Source organism: Nesterenkonia sp. AY15, from assembly GCF_022565855.1.
Lineage (GTDB): Bacteria > Actinomycetota > Actinomycetes > Actinomycetales > Micrococcaceae > Nesterenkonia.
The window spans coordinates 1-24231 of record NZ_JAJOYV010000009.1; the positions used below are offsets into that span (position 1 = coordinate 1).

Annotated in this window: 20 protein-coding genes; 4 read left to right on the top strand and 16 right to left on the bottom strand. The window is 67.9% G+C overall.

Annotation, left to right across the window (positions count from 1 at the left end):
• Positions 1 to 587: 587 nt before the first annotated feature.
• From LSI54_RS11645 to LSI54_RS11665, 5 genes are all read right to left on the bottom strand, one after another.
• Positions 588 to 2027: a maltokinase N-terminal cap-like domain-containing protein gene (locus LSI54_RS11645; RefSeq protein ID WP_241478437.1), complete on the bottom strand. Its 1440-nt coding sequence runs from the start codon at positions 2025 to 2027 to the stop codon at positions 588 to 590.
• Positions 2028 to 3020 (bottom strand): 23S rRNA (guanosine(2251)-2'-O)-methyltransferase RlmB, encoded by a 993-nt coding sequence (gene rlmB, locus LSI54_RS11650; RefSeq protein WP_241466041.1) that lies wholly within the window; start codon positions 3018 to 3020, stop codon positions 2028 to 2030.
• Between the two features lie 2 nt (positions 3021 to 3022).
• Complete coding sequence (gene cysS, locus LSI54_RS11655; protein ID WP_241466039.1) at positions 3023 to 4513, bottom strand: cysteine--tRNA ligase; 1491 nt, start codon at positions 4511 to 4513, stop codon at positions 3023 to 3025.
• Positions 4514 to 4538: 25 nt separating this feature from the next.
• Entirely contained in the window at positions 4539 to 5882 is a 1344-nt protein-coding gene (gene ispF, locus LSI54_RS11660) for a 2-C-methyl-D-erythritol 2,4-cyclodiphosphate synthase (RefSeq protein ID WP_241476698.1), read from the bottom strand.
• A gap of 65 nt (positions 5883 to 5947) precedes the next feature.
• Positions 5948 to 6466 (bottom strand): CarD family transcriptional regulator, encoded by a 519-nt coding sequence (locus LSI54_RS11665; protein WP_036477487.1) that lies wholly within the window; start codon positions 6464 to 6466, stop codon positions 5948 to 5950.
• Between the two features lie 270 nt (positions 6467 to 6736).
• Between LSI54_RS11665 and LSI54_RS11670 the strand changes: the two genes are divergently transcribed.
• The gene (locus tag LSI54_RS11670) at positions 6737 to 7297 is read left to right on the top strand and encodes a hypothetical protein (RefSeq protein ID WP_241466035.1); all 561 of its coding nucleotides are present in this window, start codon (positions 6737 to 6739) and stop codon (positions 7295 to 7297) included.
• Positions 7298 to 7429: 132 nt separating this feature from the next.
• On the opposite strand, the gene LSI54_RS11675 is transcribed toward LSI54_RS11670, so the two are convergent.
• The 11 genes from LSI54_RS11675 to trhO all read right to left on the bottom strand — a co-directional run bounded on the left by LSI54_RS11675 (position 7430) and on the right by trhO (position 19726).
• Positions 7430 to 7690, bottom strand: a complete 261-nt coding sequence (locus LSI54_RS11675) for a glutaredoxin family protein (protein WP_241478438.1) — start codon at positions 7688 to 7690, stop codon at positions 7430 to 7432.
• A gap of 92 nt (positions 7691 to 7782) precedes the next feature.
• Entirely contained in the window at positions 7783 to 7881 is a 99-nt protein-coding gene (locus LSI54_RS11680; RefSeq protein WP_081652675.1) for a 30S ribosomal protein bS22, read from the bottom strand.
• 135 nt (positions 7882 to 8016) lie between these two features.
• Positions 8017 to 9201: an acetoin utilization protein AcuC gene (locus LSI54_RS11685; RefSeq protein WP_241476696.1), complete on the bottom strand. Its 1185-nt coding sequence runs from the start codon at positions 9199 to 9201 to the stop codon at positions 8017 to 8019.
• A gap of 10 nt (positions 9202 to 9211) precedes the next feature.
• Entirely contained in the window at positions 9212 to 9883 is a 672-nt protein-coding gene (locus LSI54_RS11690; protein ID WP_241466029.1) for a potassium channel family protein, read from the bottom strand.
• A gap of 109 nt (positions 9884 to 9992) precedes the next feature.
• On the bottom strand, positions 9993 to 11402 hold the full coding sequence (locus LSI54_RS11695; protein WP_241466027.1) for a TrkH family potassium uptake protein: 1410 nt from the start codon (positions 11400 to 11402) through the stop codon (positions 9993 to 9995).
• A complete protein-coding gene (proC, locus tag LSI54_RS11700) occupies positions 11380 to 12273 on the bottom strand; it encodes a pyrroline-5-carboxylate reductase (RefSeq protein ID WP_241478439.1) in 894 nt (297 codons plus the stop codon). Before proC ends, LSI54_RS11695 begins: the two co-directional genes overlap by 23 nt.
• Positions 12274 to 12275: 2 nt before the next feature.
• On the bottom strand, positions 12276 to 13115 hold the full coding sequence (locus LSI54_RS11705) for a sugar phosphate isomerase/epimerase family protein (RefSeq protein WP_241466023.1): 840 nt from the start codon (positions 13113 to 13115) through the stop codon (positions 12276 to 12278).
• Positions 13105 to 14166, bottom strand: coding sequence for a Ppx/GppA phosphatase family protein (locus tag LSI54_RS11710; RefSeq protein ID WP_241471151.1), 1062 nt, complete (start codon positions 14164 to 14166; stop codon positions 13105 to 13107). The genes LSI54_RS11705 and LSI54_RS11710 overlap by 11 nt, the downstream gene beginning before the upstream one ends.
• Before the next feature lie 15 nt (positions 14167 to 14181).
• Positions 14182 to 17004 (bottom strand): type I DNA topoisomerase, encoded by a 2823-nt coding sequence (gene topA / locus LSI54_RS11715; RefSeq protein WP_241478440.1) that lies wholly within the window; start codon positions 17002 to 17004, stop codon positions 14182 to 14184.
• Between the two features lie 107 nt (positions 17005 to 17111).
• Complete coding sequence (locus LSI54_RS11720; protein WP_241478441.1) at positions 17112 to 18779, bottom strand: DUF7059 domain-containing protein; 1668 nt, start codon at positions 18777 to 18779, stop codon at positions 17112 to 17114.
• Positions 18779 to 19726, bottom strand: coding sequence for an oxygen-dependent tRNA uridine(34) hydroxylase TrhO (gene trhO, locus LSI54_RS11725; protein ID WP_241466015.1), 948 nt, complete (start codon positions 19724 to 19726; stop codon positions 18779 to 18781). Before trhO ends, LSI54_RS11720 begins: the two co-directional genes overlap by 1 nt.
• 88 nt (positions 19727 to 19814) lie before the next feature.
• Here trhO and LSI54_RS11730 point away from each other — a divergent pair, with 88 nt between their 5' ends.
• From LSI54_RS11730 to LSI54_RS11740, 3 genes are all read left to right on the top strand, one after another.
• Positions 19815 to 20516 (top strand): GNAT family N-acetyltransferase, encoded by a 702-nt coding sequence (locus tag LSI54_RS11730; protein ID WP_241466013.1) that lies wholly within the window; start codon positions 19815 to 19817, stop codon positions 20514 to 20516.
• A 110-nt stretch (positions 20517 to 20626) separates the two neighbouring features.
• Entirely contained in the window at positions 20627 to 21673 is a 1047-nt protein-coding gene (locus tag LSI54_RS11735; protein ID WP_241478442.1) for a homocysteine S-methyltransferase family protein, read from the top strand.
• Between the two features lie 81 nt (positions 21674 to 21754).
• Positions 21755 to 24214, top strand: coding sequence for a DEAD/DEAH box helicase (locus LSI54_RS11740; RefSeq protein WP_241478443.1), 2460 nt, complete (start codon positions 21755 to 21757; stop codon positions 24212 to 24214).
• Positions 24215 to 24231: the final 17 nt, after the last annotated feature.

Sequence of the window (24231 nt, forward strand, 5' to 3'; positions counted from 1 at the left end):
ACAAACTTGGCACACTATTGAGTTCTCAAACAACAACCGCTACCGGCACCATCAGAAGTTTTTCTCTGAATCGCTCCGAAGCAACTTTGTAAGCTTACCAACAAGCTCCCGCTTCGTCAATTCAGCGTTTCCGCCGTCCTGACCCGACTTCGAATGAATCATTCCCAGCGAATACTCGCTGCGAACGACTCGAACTCGTCGTCTGCGCGGTTCTCAACTCTACGTCGCGGCGTTCGTCTTCGTCAACTCGAGGTCAACTCTGCATGAACACCACACAAACCGTGGTCTCGAACCCCCCGGGAACACCTCGCTTGAGCCGATGACCAACCCCAGAGGGCCAGCGCACCGCAACAAGGAACAGATCCTGTGTGGGGAGAAGCTATGTGGTTATCAAATCCGGGGATCTTCACGGTCCGCCTCAGCTTCCCGCCGTGCCCCCTTGAGCACGAGATAGAACTTTACACACGCCCCGCCGAGTCCGCAAACCAAAACCAGTGCGACCTGCATCACACCCCTGGATCCCCGTGACCTGGCGGTTTTCACATCGAACCCGGACTCATCCCCGACGGACCAGCGCGGTCACAGGCTCAGGTCCTGCTTGGCCGCAACATGGATGGCTGGAAGACCCAGCGGGCGGCCGAGCGGTGGAAGAGCTCGAGTGCTTCGGTGAGCATCGCGGCGCGGAAGGCGTCCGATTCGATTCCGGCACGTGGTGCATCGCTGCTCCGGTACCCCTCCAGCACTGCGTCGGTGACTTGTTCGTACCAGAGGCCAAGGTCGAGCTTGGCTGTGTCGGCTGGGGCTGCCGCTGGGCGAGCATCCTCCTGGGAGGTCTCCATCACCAGCTCCGCCAAGGAGATGAGCACGGAGACCACGTCGCGCAGAGGCAGGGCGTGATCGACCATGCCGCCGTCCTCGTCGATGATCCACCCTGCATCGTGGTCTGCCTGTCGGATTCGATCCACGCTCAGAGCACCGTGGATCTTCTGCAGGCTCATCACCTGCTCGGCATCTCGGAGCTCTCGGGTCAGGAGCTCCACAACCTCGGCAAGGTCCGTCGCCTCGGACTCCTCGAAGTCTTCGCGCACCTGCCCCCACGCCTGGTCCAGCGCGTCGGCGGCACGGCCATTCATGATCTCCAGCTGCAGGGACGTCTGCGGGTATGCCCCGAAGTTTCCGGCCAGATCAGCGTGGAAGTCACCCAGGCTACGACCCAGCCGAGTGGCCTCGGTGAGGAAGTCTGATTCATCGTGCAGGGCGGTGCGGACCAGCGCTGAGGCCGGTGCGGCTGCGATTGAGGCTTCGCGGATGATACCCAGATCGCCGGTGACCCACCGGTTCTCCCCGGTGGTCGGGTTCGACTCTGGCCAGCTTCCGGTGACCACGCCCAGGACCCCTGCCATGGTGCGGCTGCCGCTCCTGGTCATCCGAAGCACCGTGTCCAGCGGTGCTGAGCGCTGCGGGTCAGGTCGGCGGATGAAGTCCACGACAGTCCTGCCTGTCTCGCCGACTTCACCCTCGATGGTGACCGCGGTGCGGACCACGGCAGGCGTCGGCGCGTCCAACGGCGTGCGCTGCAGCTTGGCAGTGAAGGCTGGCCAGGTGTCGAACTCGGCGAAGGCCTCGCCTCTCGAACGGCCGTTGCGGCTGCCCTGCTGGCGGCGGGCCATCTCGTGCCAGGCGGCGAGGAAGGCCCGATCCCTGGCCCCGTCGTAGACCCAGAGGTCACCTGCGGGGGTGGCGAGTCGTCCGATGAAGGCGGTCTTGCCGGCCAGCGCCGATGGTCTGGTGCGCAGCGCCATCGGCACCGCCACGCGTGCCTGCCCGGCGGAATGGTCGACGGTCAAGATGTGCAGTTCAAGGTGCAGGCCCTGGTCGGGGTCGCCGTGCGAGGCGGGCAGCCGCAGACCACCGACACGGGTGATGACACGGCGACCTGGTGCGGCCTGGAACCACGACTGCTGGGACAGCCACGTTCCGACCAGATCCAGGAATCCTGACTGTTCCTCACCTCGGAAGCTCACCATTTACTGACGTGCCCCCTGGCGCCGCATCGCGATCTCGTAGAGGCTGATGCCCACGGCCATGGAGGCGTTGAGGGATTCGGTCGCGGAGGTGATCGGGATCGAGACGATCTGGTCGCAGGTCTCCCGGACCAGCCGGGACAGCCCCTTGCCCTCGGAGCCGACCACGATGATCACCGGTTCCTGGGCGAGTTCGATGTTCTGCAGGGAGATGTCTCCGTCTCCGTCGAGTCCGAGCACGAAGAAGCCCAGCTGCTTCGCCTCCTTGAGCGCCTGGGTGAGGTTCTTCGCCCGTGCCACCGGGATCCTCGCCGCGGCCCCGGCCGAGGTCTTCCACGTGGTGGCGGTGACGCCGGCGCTGCGCCGTTCGGGGATCAGCACGCCGTGGGCGCCGAAGGCCGAGGCAGCACGCAGCATCGCGCCGAGGTTGCGCGGATCGGTGATCGAGTCGCAGGCCAGGAACAGCGGCTGGTGCGGGATGTGGCCCTTGGCCGCGCGCTCCAGCTCGTTCTCTGCCAGGTCCAGCACGTCGACGTAGTCGTAGGGCTCCAGCAGCAGGGCCAGCCCCTGGTGGACCGCGCCGCCGGTGGAGTTGTCCAGGTGCCGGCGGGTGACCTCCCGGACCCGGACCCCGGCTTCGGCGGCGAACTGCAGCGCCTCGCGGACGCGGCCGTCGGATTCCACATCGGTGGCGACGTGCAGCTCTTTGGCGGGAACTCGTTCGCGCAGCGCCTCGAGCACGGAGTTCCGTCCGGCGACCATGTCTTCGGCACCGAAGCCGGAGCCGCGCTGGCGCGGCTGGCTGCTGCTGGTCTTGGTGGCAGCCCGATCGGCGAGCATCTTCTGCCGGTGTGCCTTGTGATAGACCCGGTCCTCCGCCTTCGGCGTCGGTCCCTTGCCGCGCAGCGCGCGTCGTCCCTGACCCCCGGAACCAGTCTGGGGGCCCTTCTTCTCTCTGCGGATCGCGGCCGATTTCGGCCGTGAGTCTTTCGCCATGTTCAGCCTTTCCTGGCCCCGGTGGCGGGGCTGGTGGTCGAACTCGACCGGGCAAGCGCCCAACGAGTTCCATCTTTGGAGTCTTCCAGTGCGATCCCGGCTGCGCTGAGCCGGTCGCGGACAGCATCGGCGCGGGCGTAGTCCTTGGCGGACTTCGCCTCTACGCGGTCGTGGAGCAGGGCTTCGATCAGCTCACTCAGGGCGGTCTCCGCGTGGGAGCCGCCAGCGTCTCCTGATTCGGGGACATCGCTGAGACCGAGCACCGCCACCATGGTGGTCACGGCCCCGGCGCTGCGGGCGAGGAGCGCGGCGTCTTCGGCGTCGAGCGCGATATTGCCCGCGCGCACGGTCTCATGCAGCACCGCCAGCGCCTGCGGGACGTTGAGGTCATCGTTCATCGCCGCCCTGAACGCCTCGGGAACACCATGGTCGGCGCTCAGCTGCTGGCCGGAGAGGCTCTCGGCTGCGCGGGCCAGGAAGGTCTCGATGCGTTCGACGGCGGCCTGCGCCTCGTCCAACGAGGTCGGGCGGTAGTCCAGCTGGGAACGGTAGTGCGCCTGTCCCAGGAAGTAGCGCACAGCGCGGGGTCTGGCTGCGGCGAGCATCTCCTCCGGGGCGATGGTGTTGCCCACGGATTTGGACATCTTCTCCCCGGCGTAGGTGACCATCCCGTTGTGCAGCCAGAAGCGCGCGAAGCCGTCACCGGCGGCGGCCGACTGGGCCAGCTCGTTCTCGTGGTGGGGGAAGCGAAGGTCCAGCCCCCCTCCGTGGATGTCGAAGGTGCTGCCCAGGTACTTGGTGGCCATCGCCGAGCACTCGACGTGCCAGCCCGGCCGTCCGGCGCCCCAGGGGGCGTTCCAGCGGGCGGTCTCCGGGTCGGTCTCCTTGTGGCCCTTCCACAGCGCGAAGTCGCGCGGGTCGCGTTTGCCGCGGGCGTCTGCGTCAGCGGCGTCCTGCATGTCTTCGGCCCGCTGGTGGGTGAGTTCCCCGTACCGGGGCCAGGAGCGGACGTCGAAGTAGACGTCGCCGGAGCCGTCCTGGGCGGGGTAGGCGTGGTCGGCGTCGATGAGTCGTTGGATCAGCGCGAACATCTCGGTCATATGCCCGGTGGCGCGCGGCTCGTAGCGCGGGCGCTTCACCCCGAGGGCGTCATAGGCCTGATGGAAGGCCTGCTCGAAGCGGTAGGCGAGGGCGAACCAGGGCTCCTGCGCCGGGTACTCCGCGCTGGGAGTGTGCTCGGGCTGGTAGGAGAGCGTCGACTTCTCCAGGATCTTGTCGTCGATGTCGGTGACGTTGCGGACGCTGAGCACGTCGAGGCCGCTGTGCTCGAGCCAGCGGATCAGGATGTCGAAGGCCACGGCCGATCGCACATGGCCCACATGGGGGCGCCCCTGCACGGTGGCGCCGCAGTAGTACAGAGACACCCGGCCCGGCTCAAGGGGCTCGAAATCTCGCACGGTCGCCGTCTTGGTGTCATAAAGTCGCAGTGCCACGCGGTCAGCCTATCCGGTCCTCGGTTCAGAGCGTGTAGATCACCGCGGTGGCAGTGGCCAGGATTCCTTCGCCGCGGCCGGTGAAGCCCAGTCCGTCGGAGGTCGTGGCGCTGATCGCGACCGGCGCTCCGGCTGCCGCGCTGAGCACCTGTTGGGCCTCCTCGCGGCGTGGACCGAACTTGGGTCGCTTGCCCACGAACTGCACGGCGATGGAGCCGATCCCGAAGCCTTCCCCCGCCAGGATCCGCGCAGCCTCGGCCAGCAGCTGTGCCCCGGAGGCTCCCTCGAGCTCAGGTCGAGCCGTGCCGATGGTGTCGGCGCCGAAGTGCACCCCCAGATCTCCAAGCCCTGCGGCGCTGAACAGCGCGTCGCAGCAGGCGTGTGCCACTGCGTCGCCGTCGGAGTGTCCGGTCAGGCCCTGCTGGCCGGGCCAGAACAGTCCGGCCAGCCAGAGGTCACGTGGTTCCTCGGCGGGGGCGAAGGCGTGGACATCGTGGCCGATTCCCACCCGCGGCAGCACAGGCTTCGTCTGCTCGGGGGTGTGGATGCTCGCCAGCAGAGCCTGCGCCGCAGCGAGATCGGCTTGAGTAGTGATCTTCAGGGCGCTCTCCGAGCCAGGCACGACGGCGACCGCGATGCCCATCGCTTCGGCGATCATGGCCTCATCGGTCAGCCCCTCCGCCTCCGCGTCGGGGAGATCTCCGATGAACTCGAAAGCCTGCTGGAGCAGCGCGAGCGTGAAGCCCTGCGGGGTCTGCACCGCGCGCAGCGAAGACCGCGGCACGGTCTCGGCCACCCGTTCGACGCCGCTGTCCGCGGCCGGCTCCGGATGCACGCGCTTGATGGTGTCGGTCACCGGCAGGGCAGGGACGACGGCGGCGGCGCCGGCCTCCACCGCTGCGAAGACCCGGGCGTAGACCTGCTCCGGGGTCATGGCGCGGGCGGCGTCCTGGATCAGCACCGTGGTGGTGGCGGGGTCCCAGTCCGCCGCCGCGGCGCTGAGCAGATGGTTCACCCCGGCGCGCACCGAGGAGGACCTGCTGCCTCCCCCGCGGGTGGAGAACACCGGGACTCCCGCAGCGGCGCTGAACTGCTCGCCCACTGCGGCCAGCTGGTCATAGCTGGCCCGGTCCGGTGGAAGCACCAGCACCACGGCGTCCAACCCGTGGCTCAGCCGGCCCGGCGTCAGCCCACCGCTGCTCAGCCCGTGGAGGCGCTGCAGCACCTGGGCAAGGATCGGTCGACCACCCAGATCCACGCAGGCCTTGGGTATTCCGTGTCCGAGCCGCTCTCCGCTGCCGGCGGCCACAACGATGAGCGCCCGGCGCGCTGTGACAGGTTTCCCCGTCCCGGCGTCCGGGCGACTCATCGATGGCGCTCCTGCGGGAGCGACCGTGGCTGCCGGTGCGACCTGTGGTCCCACCTGGCTCATCTCTACTCTGCGACCTTCTCTGGCTCTGCCGGAGTCGGGGCCTGATCGAGGATCTCGTCGAGAAGCTTCGCAGCCTCTTCCTCGTCGAGCTTCTTCGCAAGAGCCAGCTCCGAGACCAGAATCTGCCGGGCCTTGGCGAGCATGCGCTTCTCGCCCGCGGAGAGACCGCGGTCGTTCTCGCGCCGCCACAGGTCACGTACGACCTCGGCGACCTTGTTCACGTCGCCGGAGGCGAGCTTCTCAAGGTTCGCCTTGTACCGGCGTGACCAGTTGGTGGGCTCTTCGGTGTACTCGGCACGGAGCACGTCGAAGACATGCTCCAGGCCCTCCGCACCGACGACATCACGCACGCCGACCAGGTCGACGTTGTCTGCTGGCACCTCGATGGTCAGGTCTCCCTGAGACACCCGGAGCTTCAGGTACATCTTCTCTTCGCCGCGAATGGTGCGGGTCTTCACTTCTTCGATCGTCGCCGCACCGTGGTGCGGATATACGACCGTCTCGCCGACCTCAAAATTCATGTAATGATTCCCCTTTCCCGGACTCAAGTTTATCACGCGTCACAATTGGCTCCGCGTGTCGCTCCGGATTCCCTCCCGCGTCACCACATAGGGTTCGCCGCCGAATGATTTCGACATCCTGTAGAATTGGGCCAGACCAGACCATCACGTGGGCAGAGGATTCTCCGCTGACGTGGACGACATCTGCGCCGCACGCCAATCTCCGGGGTCCAAGACCGCGTACCCTGGAGCTGATCTGTATCGCTCCAAGCCCGTGAGGAGACTCTCCACGTGAAGTTCTCAGCTGATAAGACCCGCCGCATGGCAGCGGTCTCCGTGGCCGCCGCCGCACTTCTGGGCGCCAGCGGCTGCAGCGCCGTCAACTACCAGGCCACCACACAGCAGTACGCCGCCTCCGACGGCACCCGCGCCGACGTCGAGGACGTGAAGTTCCGGCACATGGCGTTCATCACCGACGAGGCCGGCAACCCCGCTCGGGCCATGGGTTCGATCATCAACACCGGCACCGAGGACGCCGAGGTGGAGGTCACCGCCGACGGCGAGACCTTCTCCACCACGGTCCCGGCTGGGGAGAAGATCTCGCTGGAGCTCGACGAGGAGCTCGTCGTGGAGTCCTTCCAGGGCGAGCCCGGCGCGATGCACGAGATCACCGTCAGCGTCGACGGCGAGTCCAAGCAGATCCTCGCCTCGGTCTTCGACGGCGTTCTGCCGGAGTACCGCCACCTGCTCCCCGACGGCTTCGACGAGTCCATGGCCGAGCACCTCGTACACGGTCCTGACACCTGGGGCAGCGGCGCGGCCCACCACGACGAAGACGACGCCGGCCACTAGAGACCACTTGCCGCCGCGGCCCCGGGCCGCAGCGAGCACTGGAGCTTCCCGAACAGAGAGGGCCCGCTTCTTCTGAAGCGGGCCCTCTCTGTTCATCCAGGCCCGTTCCTCGGATCTGGGCGCGGAATCCCGCTAGGATTCTGCGGTCGCTTCCCGCAGCAGTCGGCGCAGGCGCTGCGGATCGATGCGCCAGAAGTCCTTGACCTGACCGTTGATGCGCAGCACCGGGATCTCCTCGGCGAAGCTGGCGAGCAGCTCCTTCTCGGTGGTGATGTCACGTTCGATGAGCTCCACGGAGAACTCCGCGCAAGCCTCGCGGGCGACTGCCACGGCGTCCATGCACAGATGGCATCCCTGCTTGGTGAGCACCTCGACCTCGACTGATCGGCTCACGAACCCCCCTCTCCTCTCAGGACTTCCTGGTGGGACGAAGAAACCCCGGCCGCCTGCTGGCTGCCGGGGTTTCTTCGCGCTTCCAAGAAGTCTTATTTCTTGTTGCGGCGCTGATGACGAGTCTTCCGCAGACGTTTACGGTGCTTCTTCTTCGCCATGCGCTTGCGGCGCTTCTTGATCACTGAGCCCATGGGGTGCAGTCCTTGTCTGTAGGTAAACAACGAGAAAAAGGTCTCGGAACAGTGTAGCCGCAACGCAGTGCTGGCACAGAATCGACGCCCCCTCCGGGTCGCGATCGGACCACAGGGTCCCAGTCACTCCAGACCTCAGTCGAACCAGGGGTCCAGTCCGTAGAGCGGGAAGATCTCTTTGCGGGTCTGCATCACCGCGCGATCCACTGCGTCCGAAGGGTCGTAGCCGAGCTCCCAGGAGCGCCACCACAGCTCCGCGTCATCACCCATGGTCTCGGGTGCGCAGACCTGGTACCGCTCGCGCACATGGTCCCGCCAGGAGCGGGGCACCACGGTCTTGAGCGACAGCGGGGCCCCGACGATGACGCCGGTCAGGTGCGTCCAGCTGCGCGGGACCACGGTGTGCACCGCGTAGCCGCCTCCCCCGGTGGCGATCCAGCGTCCTTCACAGTGCTCGTCGGCGAGGTGGGCGATGTCCAGGGCACTCTGCCGCTGCGCGTCCACGCTGAGCTGCAGGTCCGAGAGCGGGTCGTCCCGGTGCGAGTCACAGCCGTGCTGGGAGACGATGACCTCGGGTTCGAAGGCGGCCACCAGCTGAGGTATGACGGCGTGGAAGGCACGCAGCCAGCCGGCGTCGCCGGTGGTCTCGGGCAGCGCGATGTTCACCGCCGAACCCTCGGCCCCCGGACCGCCGGCCTCGTTGGGGAATCCGGTGCCCGGGTAGAGCGCGACCCCGGTCTGGTGGATCGAGATGGTCATCACCCGCGGGTCGTCGTAGAAGATGTCCTGGGTGCCGTCCCCGTGGTGGGCGTCCACGTCGATGTAGACCACTCGACGGGTGCCCTGATCCAGCAGCAGCTGGATGGCGACCGCGGAGTCGTTGTAGACGCAGAAGCCGCCCGCGCGGGATCTCGCGGCATGGTGCATCCCGCCGGAGAAGTTCAGCGCCCGGACCGCGGTGCCGTCGAGCAGCGCCTGGGCGCACTGGCGGGTGCCGTCGACGATCCGGGCGGCGCCGAGGTGGATCTCGCTGAACACCGGGGTGTCCTCGGTGCCGAGCCCGTGGTCATCGGAGGCGTGTCCATGCTCGGCGGCGTTCTTCACAGCGGTGATGTAGTCGGCGGAGTGGACCGTGCCCAGCACGGTGTCCGAGGCGATCCCGGTCTTCAGCTGCCGCACATGTGAGCCGCTGAACAGTCCGAACTCGTCGCAGAGCTTCGCGGTGAGCTCCAGCCGCACGGGATCCATGGGGTGGTTGGAGTTGAAGCGGTACTCGAGCAGCGCCTCGTCCCAGACGACGGCGGCGGGAAGTTCTCCCACGGTGGCCTCCTCAGGCGTGGTCGGCGAAGTACTCCAGCTGGGAGACGTCCCCGGAGACGATGATGGTGTCTCCGGCGGAGACGAGGGTGTCTGGCTGGGCATAGACGAAGTCCTTGCCCGGCGATTTCACGCCCACCACGTTGACCTTGTGCCGGCTGCGCGGCTGGCACTGGTCGATGGTCTTGCCGTGCAGCTCGCGCGGCGGGCGCATCTTCACGATCGCGAAGTCGTCGTCGAACTTGATGAAGTCCAGCATCTGACCCGAGACCAGATGCGCGGCCCGGACGCCGGCGTCGTGCTCGGGGTAGATCACGTGGTGACACCCGATCCTGGTCAGGATCTTGCCGTGGGTCGGGTTGATGGCCTTGGCCCAGACCTGGTGGACCCCGAGGTCCACCAGGTTCGCTGCGATCAGCACGGAGGACTCGATGGAGGTGCCGACTCCGACGACGGCGGCGTCGAACTCCTGGGCGCCGACCTGTCGCAGCGCCTCGATGTCGGTGGCGTCGGCCTCCACCACATGGGTGAGCATATCGGCGTACTTCTGGACCAGGCCGCGGTTCTGCTCCACCGCGAGAACCTCTTTGTTCTGGCTGACCAGCTGGTTGCTCAGCGCGATGCCGAAGCGTCCCAGTCCCACGACGAGGACCGGTTTGTTGCTCTGGGGGTTCAGCTTGGGCACGAATGCGTCCTTTTCCGCGAAGAAACGTGCTCGGCCAGGAAGGGCCGAGTCGTGAAGTGCTGACTCCAGGGTAGACCCCTTCTGGTCAGCGGGTCAGCCGGCGAGCGGGTCAGCCGATCATCGGACGGCCTTCGGGGTAGCGGTAGCGGACCCGGCTGCGCTGACGCACGGTCAGCGAGGCGGCGAAGGTGATGATCCCGACCCGACCGGCGAACATCAGCGCTGCGAGCACATAGAGCCCTTCCGGCGGCAGGTCCTCGGTGAGACCGCTGGTGAGCCCGACGGTCGCGAAGGCGGAGATGGACTCATACAGCGGACGGCCCATGTCCAGGCCGGTGATGTACATCAGCCAGACGGTGGAGATCAGCACCAGCGTCGCGCCCATGGCGACCACCGAGACCGCCACCCGCACGGCGGACGGCGGGATGGTGCGGCCGTGGGCAGTGGACTCGGCGTCGCCGCGGGCCTCGGCGAGGAAGGCCAGCCAGATCACCGCGATGGTGGTGACCTTGATGCCTCCGGCGGTGGAGGCTGAACCGCCGCCGGCGAACATCAGCGCATCGGAGACGAGCATGGTCTCGGCGTTCTGCAGATTCGACTCCACCACCGAGAAGCCGCCGGAGCGCATGTTCACCGAGGCGAAGAGCGAGTTCTGCAGCTTCTCCCCGATGCTCATGTCGCCGATGGTGGAGCTGTTGGACCACTCCATGATCCCGTAGAGCACCGCACCGATGACCATGAGCAGCAGCGTCACCTCCAGGGTGAGCTTGGTGTGCAGGCTCCAGCGACGCACGTGCCAGCGGTTGCGCCAGAGCATGAACAGCACCGGGAAGCCCAGGCTGCCCAGGAAGACCCCGACCATGATGGTCCAGATGACCACCGGGTCGTTGTCGAAGCCGGCGAGACCTTCGGAGTGCGCCACGAAGCCGGCGTTGTTGAACGCCGAGATGGCATAGAACGTGCCGTCCCAGAGACCGCTGGCGACGTCGCCGTTGAGATGGATGAAGCGCGGGATCAGCACCATCGCCAGCAGCGCCTCCACCACCGCGGAGACGATCACCACGGTCCGGATCACCTGGCCGGTCTCGCCCATCGAACCGGTGGAGATTCCGCCCTCCTGCGCGACCAGCCGGGTGCGCACCCCGAGGTTGCGGGTCACCGAGATGGCCAGCAGCGCAGCGATCGTGATGATGCCCAGTCCACCGACCTGGATGCCGATCAGGATCACCACTTCACCGGCGAAGGACCAGTGGTCAGCGGTGTTCACCGGGGTCAGGCCGGTGACGGTGACCGCAGAGGTGGCGACGAAGAGCGCCTCGTGGAAGGCGGCGGAGGAGCCGGAGGCGGTGGCCCAGGGCATGTTCAGCAGTGAGGCGAACACCGCGATGGTCACCCCGAAGATCAGCATCGCCGCACGTGCCGGCGAGGTGCGGGTCAGCCGCCCCATCCACCGCTTCAGGTAGAGCCGAGGTCCGGTCCGGCGGCCCCTGCCGTGCTCAGTCTGCGCTGCGGAGCTCATCGGTGATCTCCGCTGACCGGTGCGCGCTGGCGTTGACGGCGGCGCGCACGGCGGCGGGCAGGTCGTGTTCGTCGAAGGCGTTGATGGCACGCTCGGTGGTGCCGTTGGGCGAGCAGACCGCGCGGCGCAGTCCGGCGGCGTCGGCGGTGCCCGCAGCCTGGTGCTCGACCAGCATCTTGCCGGCGCCATAGATGGTCTGCGCCGCCAGATCAGCCGCCAGCGCCCGGTCCAGGCCCAGCTCCACGCCGGCCTCTGCCATCGCCTCGGCGAGATAGAAGGCGTAGGCGGGACCGGATCCGGAGATCCCGGTGAGGGCGTCGATCTGGGACTCATCGATCACGTGGACGGCGCCGCTGGCGCCCAGCAGCTGGGCCACGGTCTCGGTGTCCTGCGGGCTCACGTGGGTGCCCGGGACCAGCCCGACCACGCCGAGGCCCACCGAGAGCGGGGTGTTCGGCATGGACCGGATGACAGGTTGGCCCTGGGGCAGTGCCGCCTCGATCATGTCCACGCTGATCGCGGCCGCCACGGAGACCACCACGGCCCCTGGCTTCACGGTGCTCGCGATCTCTGCGGCCAGAGCGACGATGCCATGGGGCTTGACCCCGAGGAAGATGATGTCGGCCTTCCCGGCGGCGCTGCGGTTGGCCTCGGCGTCGTCCTGCTCGGCGAGCACGCTGATCCCGAACTGCGTCGCGCGCTGTTCGGCGGTGGCGGCGCTGCGTGTGGTGGCCTGGACCTGCTCCGGGGCCACCGAGGAGTCCAGCAGACCCGCGAGGATCGCGCCGTTCATCGAGCCGAGGCCGAGCATCGCTATCCGCGGCGCGGTGGGAGTGCTGGTGCTGGTGCTGGTGCTGGTGCTGGTGGACATCGTCACTCCTGACCGAGGTGTCTGCGGGCGAAGGCCAGGGACTCGGCGAGCCAGCGCTCCCGGTCTCCGACGTTGCGGGCGGTGCGGGTGGCGACCTCGACAGCGACGACGCCGTTGAACCCGGTCTCGGCGAAATCGGTCCGGCCGAGCATCTCCATCGCCTCGGCCACGCGCTGCTCCCCCTGACCGGGGATGAGGTGATCGTCTTTGAACCCGTTGGACCAGCCGTCGGTCAGGTGCACGTGGCGCAGGCGCTGCCCCAGTGCCTCGACGGCCTCGAGCGAGTCGGCCTCTGCCGTGGCGGCATGGGAGAAGTCCCAGGTGACGTGCGGGTAGGGCTGATCCACCGGGTCCCAGTGCGGCAGGTACATGGTGGCCTCGCGACCACCGGCCCGCCAGGGGTACATGTTCTCGACGGCGAAGAGCACTCCGGTCTCCTCCTCCAGATCCTTGATCCCCTCGGCGAAGCCTTCGGCGTAGCCGACCTGCCAGCGGAAGGGCGGGTGCGCGACGACCACGCCGGCGCCCACCTCGTGGGCGAGGGCGGCGCTGCGCTTGAGCTTGTCCCAGGCGGAGCCCCAGACCTGCTGGGTGAGCAGCAGAGTGGGGGCGTGGATGGCCATGACCGGCAGGCCGAAGCGCCAGGAGAGCTCGTTCAGCGTGGAGGCCTGCTGGGACTCCCCGCGGTGGGTGACCATGACCTCCATGCCGTCATAGCCGAGGTCCTCAGCGATGGAGAAGCCTTCGGCGACCCCCATCGGGTACACCGAAGAGGTGGAGAGCGCCACGGGGATCCGCGGAAGCTTATGAGGCGGGCGCGGCTGGACTTCCTCAGTGGGCATGTTCAACCGCCGCCGTCGCCAGGGTGCGACCGCCGGGGATCTCACCGCGGGAGGGCTTGCGCAGCTCGCGGCCGAGGTTGACGTGCCCGACGCCGGGAGCGGCGGGCACGGCCACCGCGCCGTCGCGGACCAGGGAGTCCAGCCGGCGCAGGATCAGGCCCTCACGCAGCGCCCAGGGGCAGATCTGCAGCGTCTCGATGCCGAAGACCTTCATCGCCTGCTCAGCGACCAGTGCGCCGGCGAAGACCTGCCGGGCACGCAGGGTGGAGACGCCGGGCAGCTCGGCCCGCTCGGCCGCGGTCATCGTCGCCAGGTTCTTCACCAGCGGCTTCAGCTCGGCATGGGCCAGGCTGCGCGGAACATAGGGACCCTCTGCGGAGGGCGCGGCGCCGGTCATCCGCGCCAGCGAGCGGAAGGTCTTGGACGTGGCGAGCACCTCGATGTGTCCGCTCAGGACCGGGAACTCGCGCCGCGCCGCCTCCAGCTCCTCACGCACATAGCTCTTGAGCGCCTTCACCTGGTCCTTGCTGGGCGGGTCCTCGCCCAGCCAGTCACGGGTGAGCCGGCCGGCGCCGAGCGGAAGCGAGACCGCGGTGGCGGGCAGCTCGTCGCGCCCATAGGCGATCTCGAAGGAGCCGCCGCCGATGTCGAAGTTCAAGATGTCCCCGGCGCTCCAGCCGCGCCAGCGCCGGGCGGCGAAGAAGGTCATCGCCGATTCCTGGGCGCCGGTGAGCTCGGTGAGCTCCACCCCGGTCTCGGCGACGACCCGTTGCAGGACCGCCGCTCCGTTGGCGGCCTCGCGCAGCGCTGAGGTGCAGAAGGAGAGCAGATCCTCGGCCCGGTGCCGCGCGGCGAACCGGGCGGCCTCGGCGATGAAGCCGATGAGCTCGAGCTGACCGTCCTCGGTGATCGCCCCGTGCTCATCGAGGTGTCTGACCAGGGACAGCGGTCGCTTATGGGAGGCGAACGCCTCGGGTTTGGCCCCGAGATGAGCATCCACCAATAACAGGTGCACGGTGTTCGAACCGATATCCAGCACGCCCAGACGCATCAGGTGACTCCTTGACTAGGATCCGGTCTTCGCGGTGGTCTTCTTGGCTGGAGCCTTCTTCGCGGCGGGCTTCTTGGCCGGAGCCTTCTTCGCCGTGCTCTTGGCGGCCCGCTTGGGCGCACCGGGCTTCTTCGGTCCGGCGGCGCGCTTCTCCGCCAGCAGCGAGTATGCGTGCTCCTTGGTCAGCGTCTCCAGCGAGACGCTGCGGGGCACTGTCACATTGGTCTCACCATCGGTGACGTAGGGGCCGAAGCGGCCGTCCTTGACCACCACCTGCTTCTCCGAGGTGGGATCGGCGCCGAACTCGGCCAGCGGGGGAACCGCTGCCCGGCGTCCACGCTGCTTGGGCTGGGCGTAGATCGCCTTCGCCTCGTCCAGGGTGATGGTGAACATCTGCTCCTCGGTCTCCAGCGAGCGGGAGTCCGAGCCCTTCTTCAGATACGGGCCGAAGCGGCCGTTCTGGGCGGTGATCTCTTCGCCGTCTGCATCGGCGCCGACCACGCGCGGCAGCGAGAGCAGCCGCAGCGCCTGCTCCAGCGTCACCGTCTCCAGGGTCATGTCGGAGAGCAGCGAGCCGGTGCGGGGCTTCTCCTTGGCCGGCTTCTTCTTCGGCTTGGGCTTGCCGTTCTTGTAGTACTCGGTCGGCAGCGACTTCATATGCTCTTCGAGCTGCGCCTCGGTCATCTCTTCGATGAGCTCGGTGACGTAGGGGCCGTAGCGACCGTCCTTGGCGACGATCTCGCGACCGGTCTCGGGGTCGGTGCCGAGCACCCGGCCTGAATACTGGGCCTGTTCGAAGAGCTCCTCGGCCTTGGCGACGGTGAGCTCGTCCGGAGCCAGGTCCTGGGGCAGGTTGGCGCGCTGGGGCTCCAGCTCACCCTCGGCGTTGACGACGCCGTCGGGGTTCGGCCGCTCCAGATAGGGGCCGTAGCGCCCCACCCGCAGGTTCACGCCGGGGGCGATCTCGATGGAGTTGATCGCCCGGGCGTCGATCTCGCCGAGGTTCTCCACCACGTGCTTGAGCCCGTCGACGCCGTCCTCGGCGCCGAAGTAGAAGCCCTGCAGCCAGGCCTCGCGCTGGAGCTCGCCGCGCGCGATCTGGTCCAGGTCCTCTTCCATGCGGGCGGTGAAGTCGTAGTTCACGTATTTGCCGAAGTGCTCCTCCAGCAGCCGGATCACGCTGAAAGCGGTCCAGGAGGGGATCAGCGCGGAGCCGCGCTTGGTGACGTAGCCGCGGTCCATGATGGTCGAGATGGTCGGCGCGTAGGTGGAGGGGCGACCGATCTCGCGCTTCTCCAGCTCCGCGACGATCGTGGCCTCGGTGTAGCGGGCCGGCGGGGTCGTCTCATGGCCCTTGGCCTGGACGTCGCGGCCGATCAGGCTCTCGCCGGTCTCGATCTTCGGCAGTCGCTTATCGGCCTTGCCGGCCTTGGCCTCGTCGTCCTCCGAGGTGCTCTCGCGGATCTCCTCGTAGGCGGCCAGGAAGCCGGGGAAGGTGATGACGGTGCCGGAGGCGCCGAAGGTGGCGGTGGTGCCGGCCTTGGGTCCGTCGGAGACGGAGGCGCTGAGCCGCACGGAGGCGGTGAAGCCTTTGGCGTCCTCCATCTGGGAGGCGACGGTGCGCTTCCAGATCAGCTCGTAGAGCTTGAACTCATCCTTGGAGAGCTCCTTGGCCACCTGGCCGGGGGTGCGGAAGTGGTCGCCGGAAGGCCGGATCGCCTCGTGGGCCTCCTGCGCGGTCTCGCTCTTCTTGGAGTACAGGCGCGGGCTGGCGGGCACATGGTCGGCCCCGTAGAGCTCGGTGATCTGCCGACGCGCCGCGGTGATCGCCTCGTTGGAGAGCGTCACCGAGTCGGTACGCATATAGGTGATGTAGCCGTTCTCATACAGCCGCTGCGCCACCTGCATGGTCGCCCGGGAGGAGAAGCGCAGCCTGCGGGAGGCTTCCTGCTGCAGCGTCGAGGTGATGAAGGGAGGCTGGGGACGGCGCGAGTACGGCTTGTCCTCCACCGAATCCACGGTGAACTCCGCCTTGGTCAGACCCTCGGCCAGGGCCTCGGCCGCTTCGCGGTCCAGGACGCTGACCTCTGTCTTGGAACGGGTGGACTTCAGCTCGCCGCGGTCGTTGAAGTCCGCGCCGGTGGCCACGCGGGCCCCGTCGACGGCGTTGAGCTTGGCGGTGAACTCCTCACCGGCGGCGGTGGCGAAGCTCCCGGAGAGGTCCCAGTAACCGGCCGGGATGAAGGCCATGCGTTCACGCTCACGCTCGACCACCAGTCGGGTGGCCACTGACTGGACGCGTCCTGCGGAGAGGCCCTTGCCGACCTTGCGCCAGAGCACCGGGGAGATCTCGTAGCCGTAGAGCCGGTCCAGGATGCGCCGGGTCTCCTGCGCGTCGACGAGGTCGTCATCGATCTGACGCACGTTCTGCAGGGCTCGAGTGATGCCCTCATTGGTGATCTCGGTGAAGGTCATCCGGTAGACCGGGACCTTGGGCTTGAGCACCTGCAGCAGGTGCCAGGCGATGGCTTCGCCTTCGCGGTCGGCGTCAGTGGCGAGATAGAGCTCCGAGGCGTCTTTCAGGGCCCGCTTGAGCTCTGTGACCTTCTTCTTCTTGGAGTCGGAGATCACGTAGTAGGGCGCGAAGCCGTCGTCGGGGTTCACCGCGAACCGACTGAAGGGGCCCTTCTTCATATCAGTGGGCAGCTCTGAGGGCTGTGGCAGGTCACGGATATGCCCGGCGGAAGCGTCCACGATGAAATCATCGCCAAGGTACTTGGCGATGGACTTGGACTTCGCCGGGGACTCGACGATGACGAGTTTCTTGCCTTCGGGCACTGATCTCCTTGAGGGAATTCTTGCGGTGCAGTCTCGGGCGCTCAGCAGTGGGCTGGCCGTCGAGTGCTCAATATATCAGCGAGCAGAACACGTCGAGGCCGGTGGAATCAAGACTCCCTGAGGTAGCCCTCGACGTAGAGGTCGAGGATTTCGCTGCGCAGCTCCTGTTGAAGCTGGCCTTGATCGGTGGACTCATCCGCCATCAGAGCGGCGACGGCGGTGACGAGCGCGGCGGCCTGATACTCCCCGTCGGCGGCTCCCAGCAGGCCCGCCGCGGCGCTGGAGACGGCCCGGCTGCGGCGCAGCCCAGCGCCCTGACGTGCGAGGATCACCTCCGGGTGGACGGCGCCGAAGCGCTGATGGCGTTCTTCGGTGACATCTGCGGCGACGGCGAGGACCGCATCGAGCACCGCCTGCGGGTCCCGGGCGACGGCTTCTGCCCGGGCCGCGGTGGCCCCGATCACCGGTCCCAGCGGCTGCTCCACCGCGCCGGTGAGCTCCTCGAATCGCCGCCAGGGCGTGATCGCGCCCGCATCTGCCGGGCGGCGTCGGATGAAGATCATCCCGAATCCCACCGCGAGCACCGCGCGGGAGTCGAAATCATCCAGGTATTCGGCGTAGCGGCGGCGGTAGTTCTCCGGCTCCCGCTGGGTGGAGGCGTCGCGCAGCCAGGTCTCGGCGTATGCGGAGCTTTCCTGCCGGTCGCGCTGGATGAACCAGGCATCGACCTCCGCGCCGAACGTCTCGCACCACAGGCGCGGTCGGGCGTCCCAGGCGGCGTGGTCCTGGATCTCCCAGTTGCCCAGCAGCTGCGCGGTCCCGGACTCGGCGAGGTGCGGGGGCAGCGAGGCGATCAGCTCCGCCATGAGCAGATCCCCGGCCCGGCCGCCGTCTCGGTAGGTATAGCGCCCGTCGATCTGCTCATCCTGCGGACGCGGGGTGATGACGAAGGGCGGATTGGAGATGATCAGGTCGAATGTCCGCCCGGCCACCGGTTCCAGCAGGCTGCCCTGCACCAGCTCCACCCGAGCACCGAGGTCTCTGGGGTCCAGCCGCAGCGCGGGGGCGTTGAGAGCCAGGTTGAACTCGGTGAAGTCCAGTGCCCGTTGACTGAGATCGGTGGCCACGACATGCTCGGCGTGGTCCAACAGGTGCAGAAGCTGGATTCCGCAGCCGGTGCCGATCTCCAGGGCGCGCTTGACCGGAGTGCGGTGGATGCTCGCCGCCAGGGTCAGACTCGCGCCGCCGATCCCGAGCACATGCTCGGGGTGCAGCGGACCCTGCACCTGTGCGGCGGGAAGGTCGCTGGCCACCCAGAGGTCGGCCAGGCCCCGAGCCTGCTCGGCCTGGTAGGGCCGCAGGTCCACGCTGGGACGGTAGAGCGCGGCGTCGTGCCCTTCCCCGGGCTCCGGGGGCCCCGGTGCCACGGGGTCTGCTCGGTGCACCAGGTTCAGGCGGCGCAGACCGTCGACGCCGACCTGAGGCAGGGCGGCATGCAGCTGCGCGGCGGTGGTCTCGAGCCCGAGCAGCCAGAGCCCGGTGAGCACGGCGCAGGGGTCCGGCGCGGGTTCGGCGGCCAGCAGCTCCGAGACCCGCAGCGCTGCGGGCACGGGCTGATCGCGTTCCAGCGCGGCGAGCGCGACGGGGCCCAGCAGCTGCGTGACACGTTCGTTGGTGAACTGCGCGGAGACCAGGTCCGTGCGCAGGGCGGCCAGCAGCTCGGAGTCAGCGACCGGGGCCGGCAGGATGACATGCTGCTGCTCGAGATGGCTCATCAGCGACGCACCTTCTGCAGGGGACCGGCATTGGGATCGGAGGGGTCCTGCTCCAGCCGCGCCTGACAGTTCTCGCAGCGGGTGGTCTCCGGTATGTCGCGGTGGTCATCGCAGTAGAGCTGCAGCGTGGAGCATCCGCGGTCCATACAGTTATAGAAGGAGCTGGTCGGGCTGGCGCAGCGGCTGCATTCACCGATGGTCTTGGCCTCGGAGGAGAAGCGGGTGTTCATCCGGGAGTCGAAGACGTAGAGCTCGCCCTCCCAGAGTCCCTGATCACCGAAGGTCTCTCCGTAGCGGACGATCCCGCCGTCGATCTGGTAGACCTCTTCGAAGCCGCGCCGGCGCATCAGCGCCGAGAGGACCTCGCAGCGGATCCCGCCGGTGCAGTAGGTCACCACCGGCTGGTCCTTGAGGTGGTCGTATCTGCCGGAGTCCAGCTCTGCGATGAAGTCCCGGGTGGTCTCGGTCTCCGGGACCACAGCGTTCTTGAACTTTCCGATCTGCGCCTCCATGGCGTTGCGGCCGTCGAAGAAGGCGACCTCCACGCCTTGCGCCTGCTTCGCCTCGACGAGCTCATGGACCTGCTGCGGCTGCAGATGCTCACCCCCGCCGACGACGCCGTGCTCATCGACCTCGATCTCCTCGGGCACGCCGAAGGCCACCAGCTCGGGGCGGACCTTGACCGAGAGTCGGGGGAAGTCCTCCGCCCCGCCGTCAGACCATTTGAAGGCCATCTCACGGAACGGGGCGTACGCCCGGGTCTGCTTCACGTACTGCTTGACCGCCTTGACCTCACCGCCGACGGTGCCGTTGATCCCCTGCGGGGAGATCAGGATCCGGCCCTTGACTCCGAGTTCCCGACAGAGGGTGTGCTGCCAGAGCCTCACCGCCTCGGGATCCGAGAGGGGGGTGAAGGCGTAATAGAGGACGATCCGGGACATGCTCACCTCTCAAGGGTAGTTCTGAACAACATCTTTATGAACTCGTTGTCCTGCCCTCTCACGGTGCGCTGCTTTTTCTTTGTATGGTCGGACTATGACTTCTGAGCTGAGCGATGACCTTGTCCGCCACTGGGTAACCGGATGGGCGCGAACTCACGACTATGACGTCCACCATGAAGGCAATGTTCATTCCGCTCTGCGCTCCGGAGATTCAGACGAGTGGGAGTACGTGCTCTATTCCCCTCAGGACACCGACCTGCGCAAGATCGCCTCCGCCGTCTCCAAGGATTCCGCCCGGCTGCTGACCGTGATCGCCGAGCCCGGCGCCGAGTCGCTGACCCAGAGTCCGATCGAAGGCCTCCAGCTCATCAGCGATGAGGAGAGGCTCATGGTGGTGGACATGGACACCCAGGACGTCGAGGATCCGATCACCCCGGAGGGGTACACCACCACTCGCGAAGACCATGACGGCTGGACGCTCTTCACCGTGCGCGACGGGGACAAGGTCGCCGCCCGCGGCCGGGTCGCCACCGTGGGCCATTACGCGATCCTCGACCGGATCTATACCAACGACGACTATCGCCGCCAGGGCCTGGGCACCTATGTGACCCGCGCACTGATCGCCATCGCCCATGAGCATGACGTCGAAGAGGGCCTGCTCGTGGCCACCGGTGATGGCCGTGAGCTCTACGAGTACCTGGGCTGGACCCTGCTCGGCGACGTCCACGTCTACGGCGCCACCTCGGGTGGACGGCTGCGCCCGAGCCACTCCCAGTTCGACGACCTCAACGACTAGGCTCCGCGCGGCACCTGTTGTATGATCGGCGAATTGGCTGCACTAAGTTCAATTGTTCATGAATTATTGAAGGAAGATGCAGCTCCGCACCGTCGCTGAAGGAGCACCCCATGGCCGCCAACCCGTTGACCGACCGCCTCGATGCAGGCCCCGTCATCTGCGCCGAAGGATTCCTCTTCGAACTTGAGCGGCGCGGCTACCTCACCGCAGGAGAATTCGTGCCCGAGGTGGCGCTCGAGCACCCTGATGCGCTGCGCGCGCTGCACCGGGACTTTCAGCGCGCCGGCTCGGACATCGTCGAGGCGTTCACCTATAACGGGCACCGGGAGAAGATGCGGGTCATCGGCAAGGAGGACCTGCTCGAACCGTTGAACCGCTCGGCCCTGCGCATCGCCCGTGAGGTCGCCGATGCCCGACCCGGGGACCTGGTGGCCGGCAACATCTCCAACACCAACATCTGGGACCCCGCGGACGTGCAGCGCCAGAACGAGGTGCGCGGCATGTTCGAGGAGATGGTGGGCTGGGCGGCGGAGGAGGGCGCAGACCTCATCGTCGGCGAGACGTTCTACTATGCCGGGGAGGCGCTCGCGGCCCTGGACGTGGCCCGGTCCTCAGGGCTTCCCGTGGTGCTCACGCTCGCGCCGATGGCCTTCGAAGAGATGGCCGACGGGCTCGGCGTGGTCGAGACGTGTCAGCGCCTGGAGCAGGCGGGCGCCGACGTCGTCGGGCTCAACTGCTTCCGCGGCCCGGACACCATGATGCCGTGGCTGCGCCAGATCCGGGAGGCAGTCTCCTGCCACGTGGCCGGGCTGCCCGTGCCCTACCGCACCACGCAGAGCGAACCCACCTTCTTCAACCTCACTGATGTGCGCGCCAGCGTGCCGTCCCCGCATGGACGGACCTTCCCCACCGCGCTGGATCCGCTGTACACCAATCGCTATGAGATCGGCGCGTTCGCGAAGCAGGCCTACGACCTGGGGGTCAACTACCTGGGGGTCTGCTGCGGCGCCTCGCCGATGCACATCCGCGAGACGGCCGAGGCCGTGGGGCGCAGCACCGAGGCCAGTAGGTACTCCGAGCGCATGGAGAACCATTTCATGTACGGGTCCCATGATCGGCTGCCCGACCACATCCGGTCCCTGGGGGATCGCGCCTGAGCAGCACCGGCGCATCAAGCGCTGTTCAGTGCTGCCAGCGCAGCGGGGGTGAGAGCAGGATGCTGACGTAGCCTGAGGGTGATGCCCGATCAGGAATCCTTTGAGCTGCTGCGCCGTGCGGGTCTGCCGGCTGAGATCGGCGACGCCGGTCCGCTGCGCCACGTCCGCACGCTGCCGGCTCGGCAGGCGCAGACCGCCGCCTGGCCTGAGTGGGTGCCCGCTGAGCTGCGCGCGGGCTACCGGCAGCTGGGGGTCTCCGGGCTCTACACCCACCAGGTGCTCGCCGCCGAGGCCCTGCACGCCGGGCGCCACACGATCCTGGCCACCGGCACCGCATCGGGGAAGTCCCTGGGCACCCAGCTGCCCGGACTGGCGGAGATCTGCGGAGGCCCGCGCGGGGCGCTGCCATCGGCAGGCCACGGCGGTGCTTCCGGGAGCCTGGGCCCTCCGCCCAGCGTGGGCACGACCATGCTCTACCTCTCCCCCACCAAGGCGCTGGCCGCCGATCAGCTGGATGCGCTGGGCCAGCTGGCCGAGGCCACCGGGCCCGCCGGCACCCAGGGCGGCATCCGCCCGGCCTCATACGACGGGGACACCGACCCTGCTGAGCGCCGCTGGGTCCGCCAGCACGCCAATGTGGTGCTGACCAATCCCGACATGCTCAACGTCGGGATCCTGCCCAACCATCGGGCCTGGGCCAGGTTCTTCGCCCGGCTGCGCTATGTGATCATCGATGAGGCGCACAGCTGCCGCGGGATCTTCGGCTCACATATCGCGCTGCTGCTGCGCCGGCTGCGGCGGATCTGCGCCCACTACGGGGCCTACCCGGTCTTCACCGGGGCCTCCGCGACGAGCGGTGACCCCGCCACGTCGTTCTCCCGGCTGATCGGGCACCCCGACACCGCGGTCCGAGCCATCACCGAGGACGGCTCACCCCACGGGGCCGTGGACGTCTACCTCTGGGCGGCCTCGAACTCCGCGCTGACCGGAGACAACGCGGCACCGCTGAAACGCAGCCTCACCGTGGAGGCCGCAGACGTCCTCACCGACCTGGTGGTCGCCGGGCACCGGACGCTGGCCTTCATCAAGTCCCGGCGCGGGGCCGAGACCATCGCGCAGATCGCCGCCGATTCGCTCGCCGAGGTGGACCGTGACCTGCGCGGACGGGTGGCAGCCTACCGGTCCGGCTACCTCAAGGAGGAACGCCGCGAGCTCGAGGACGCGCTGCGCGAAGGGCGGCTGCTGGGCGTCGCCTCCACCCCTGCGCTGGAGCTGGGAATCGACATCTCCGGACTGGACGCGGTGATCATCGCCGGCTGGCCCGGCACCCGAGCCTCGTTCTTCCAGCAGCTGGGCCGGGCTGGACGCTCGGGCCAGCGCGGTGCCGCGTTCTTCATCGCCGGCGACGATCCGCTGGACTCTTATCTGCTGGACCACCCCGAGGCGATCTTCGACACCGCTGTCGAGGATGCGGTGACCGATCCTTCCAACCCGCATGTGGCCGCGCCGCACATCCTCGCCGCCGCCCAGGAGCTGCCGCTGACCCATCCTGACCTGGAGCTGTTCGAGGCCTGGCTGATCGGGTCGCTCACCGAGCAGGGGCACCTGAGACGCCGGCCGCGGGGCTGGTTCTTCGCCCACGACGACGTCTCCGCCGCGGCCTGGGTCAAGCTGCGCTCCGACGGCGGCGGGCCCTACACGATCGTGAACGCGCAGGACGGCACCGTCGTCGGTGACATGGGCTCCGCCCAGGCGCAGCCGCAGGCCCACCCGGGGGCGGTCTATGTGCACCAGGGGCGCAGCTACATCGTCGAAGAGCTGGATCGGGAGAACAGCGCGGTGCTGGTGTTTCCAGCGAGCCCGCCGTATTACACCCAGGCCCGGGAGACCACCTCAATCGAGGTGGTGCAGATCGAGGAGTCCATGGACTGGGGCCGTTACCGGCTGCACTCCGGGATGGTCGAGGTGACCAGCACCGTGGTGGGCTTCCAGCGCAAGGCGCTGGGCTCCTCCGAGGTGCTCTCGGACGAGCCGCTGGACCTTCCGCCCTCCTCGCTGCGCACCCAGGCGATGTGGATCACCGCCCCGGAGACCGAGCTCGCAGAGGCGGGCGTGATCCCGGAGCATGTGCCCGGGGCGCTGCATGCCGCCGAGCACGCGATGATCGGGCTGCTGCCGCTGCTGACCTCTGGTGACCGCTGGGACATCGGCGGCGTCTCCACCGCGCTGCACCGCGACACCGAGCTGCCCACGATCTTCGTCTACGACGGGCACCCCGGCGGAGCCGGGTTCGCGCGGCGCGGCTTCGAGCTGGCCGCCGATTGGATCGGCGCCACCGCCGAGACCATCGCCGGCTGCGGCTGCGCCACTGGTTGTCCCTCCTGCGTGCAGTCCCCCAAATGCGGCAACAGGAACAACCCGCTGGCGAAGCAGCCGGCACTGGACCTGCTGCGCGCGATCCTCGCTGCCCGCCCAGAGGGTTCCGCTCCCGGTTCAATCCGCTCGGCGGACGAGAACCCACGCACGCTCGACAACGCTTGATCTGTCTCTGGCCATCA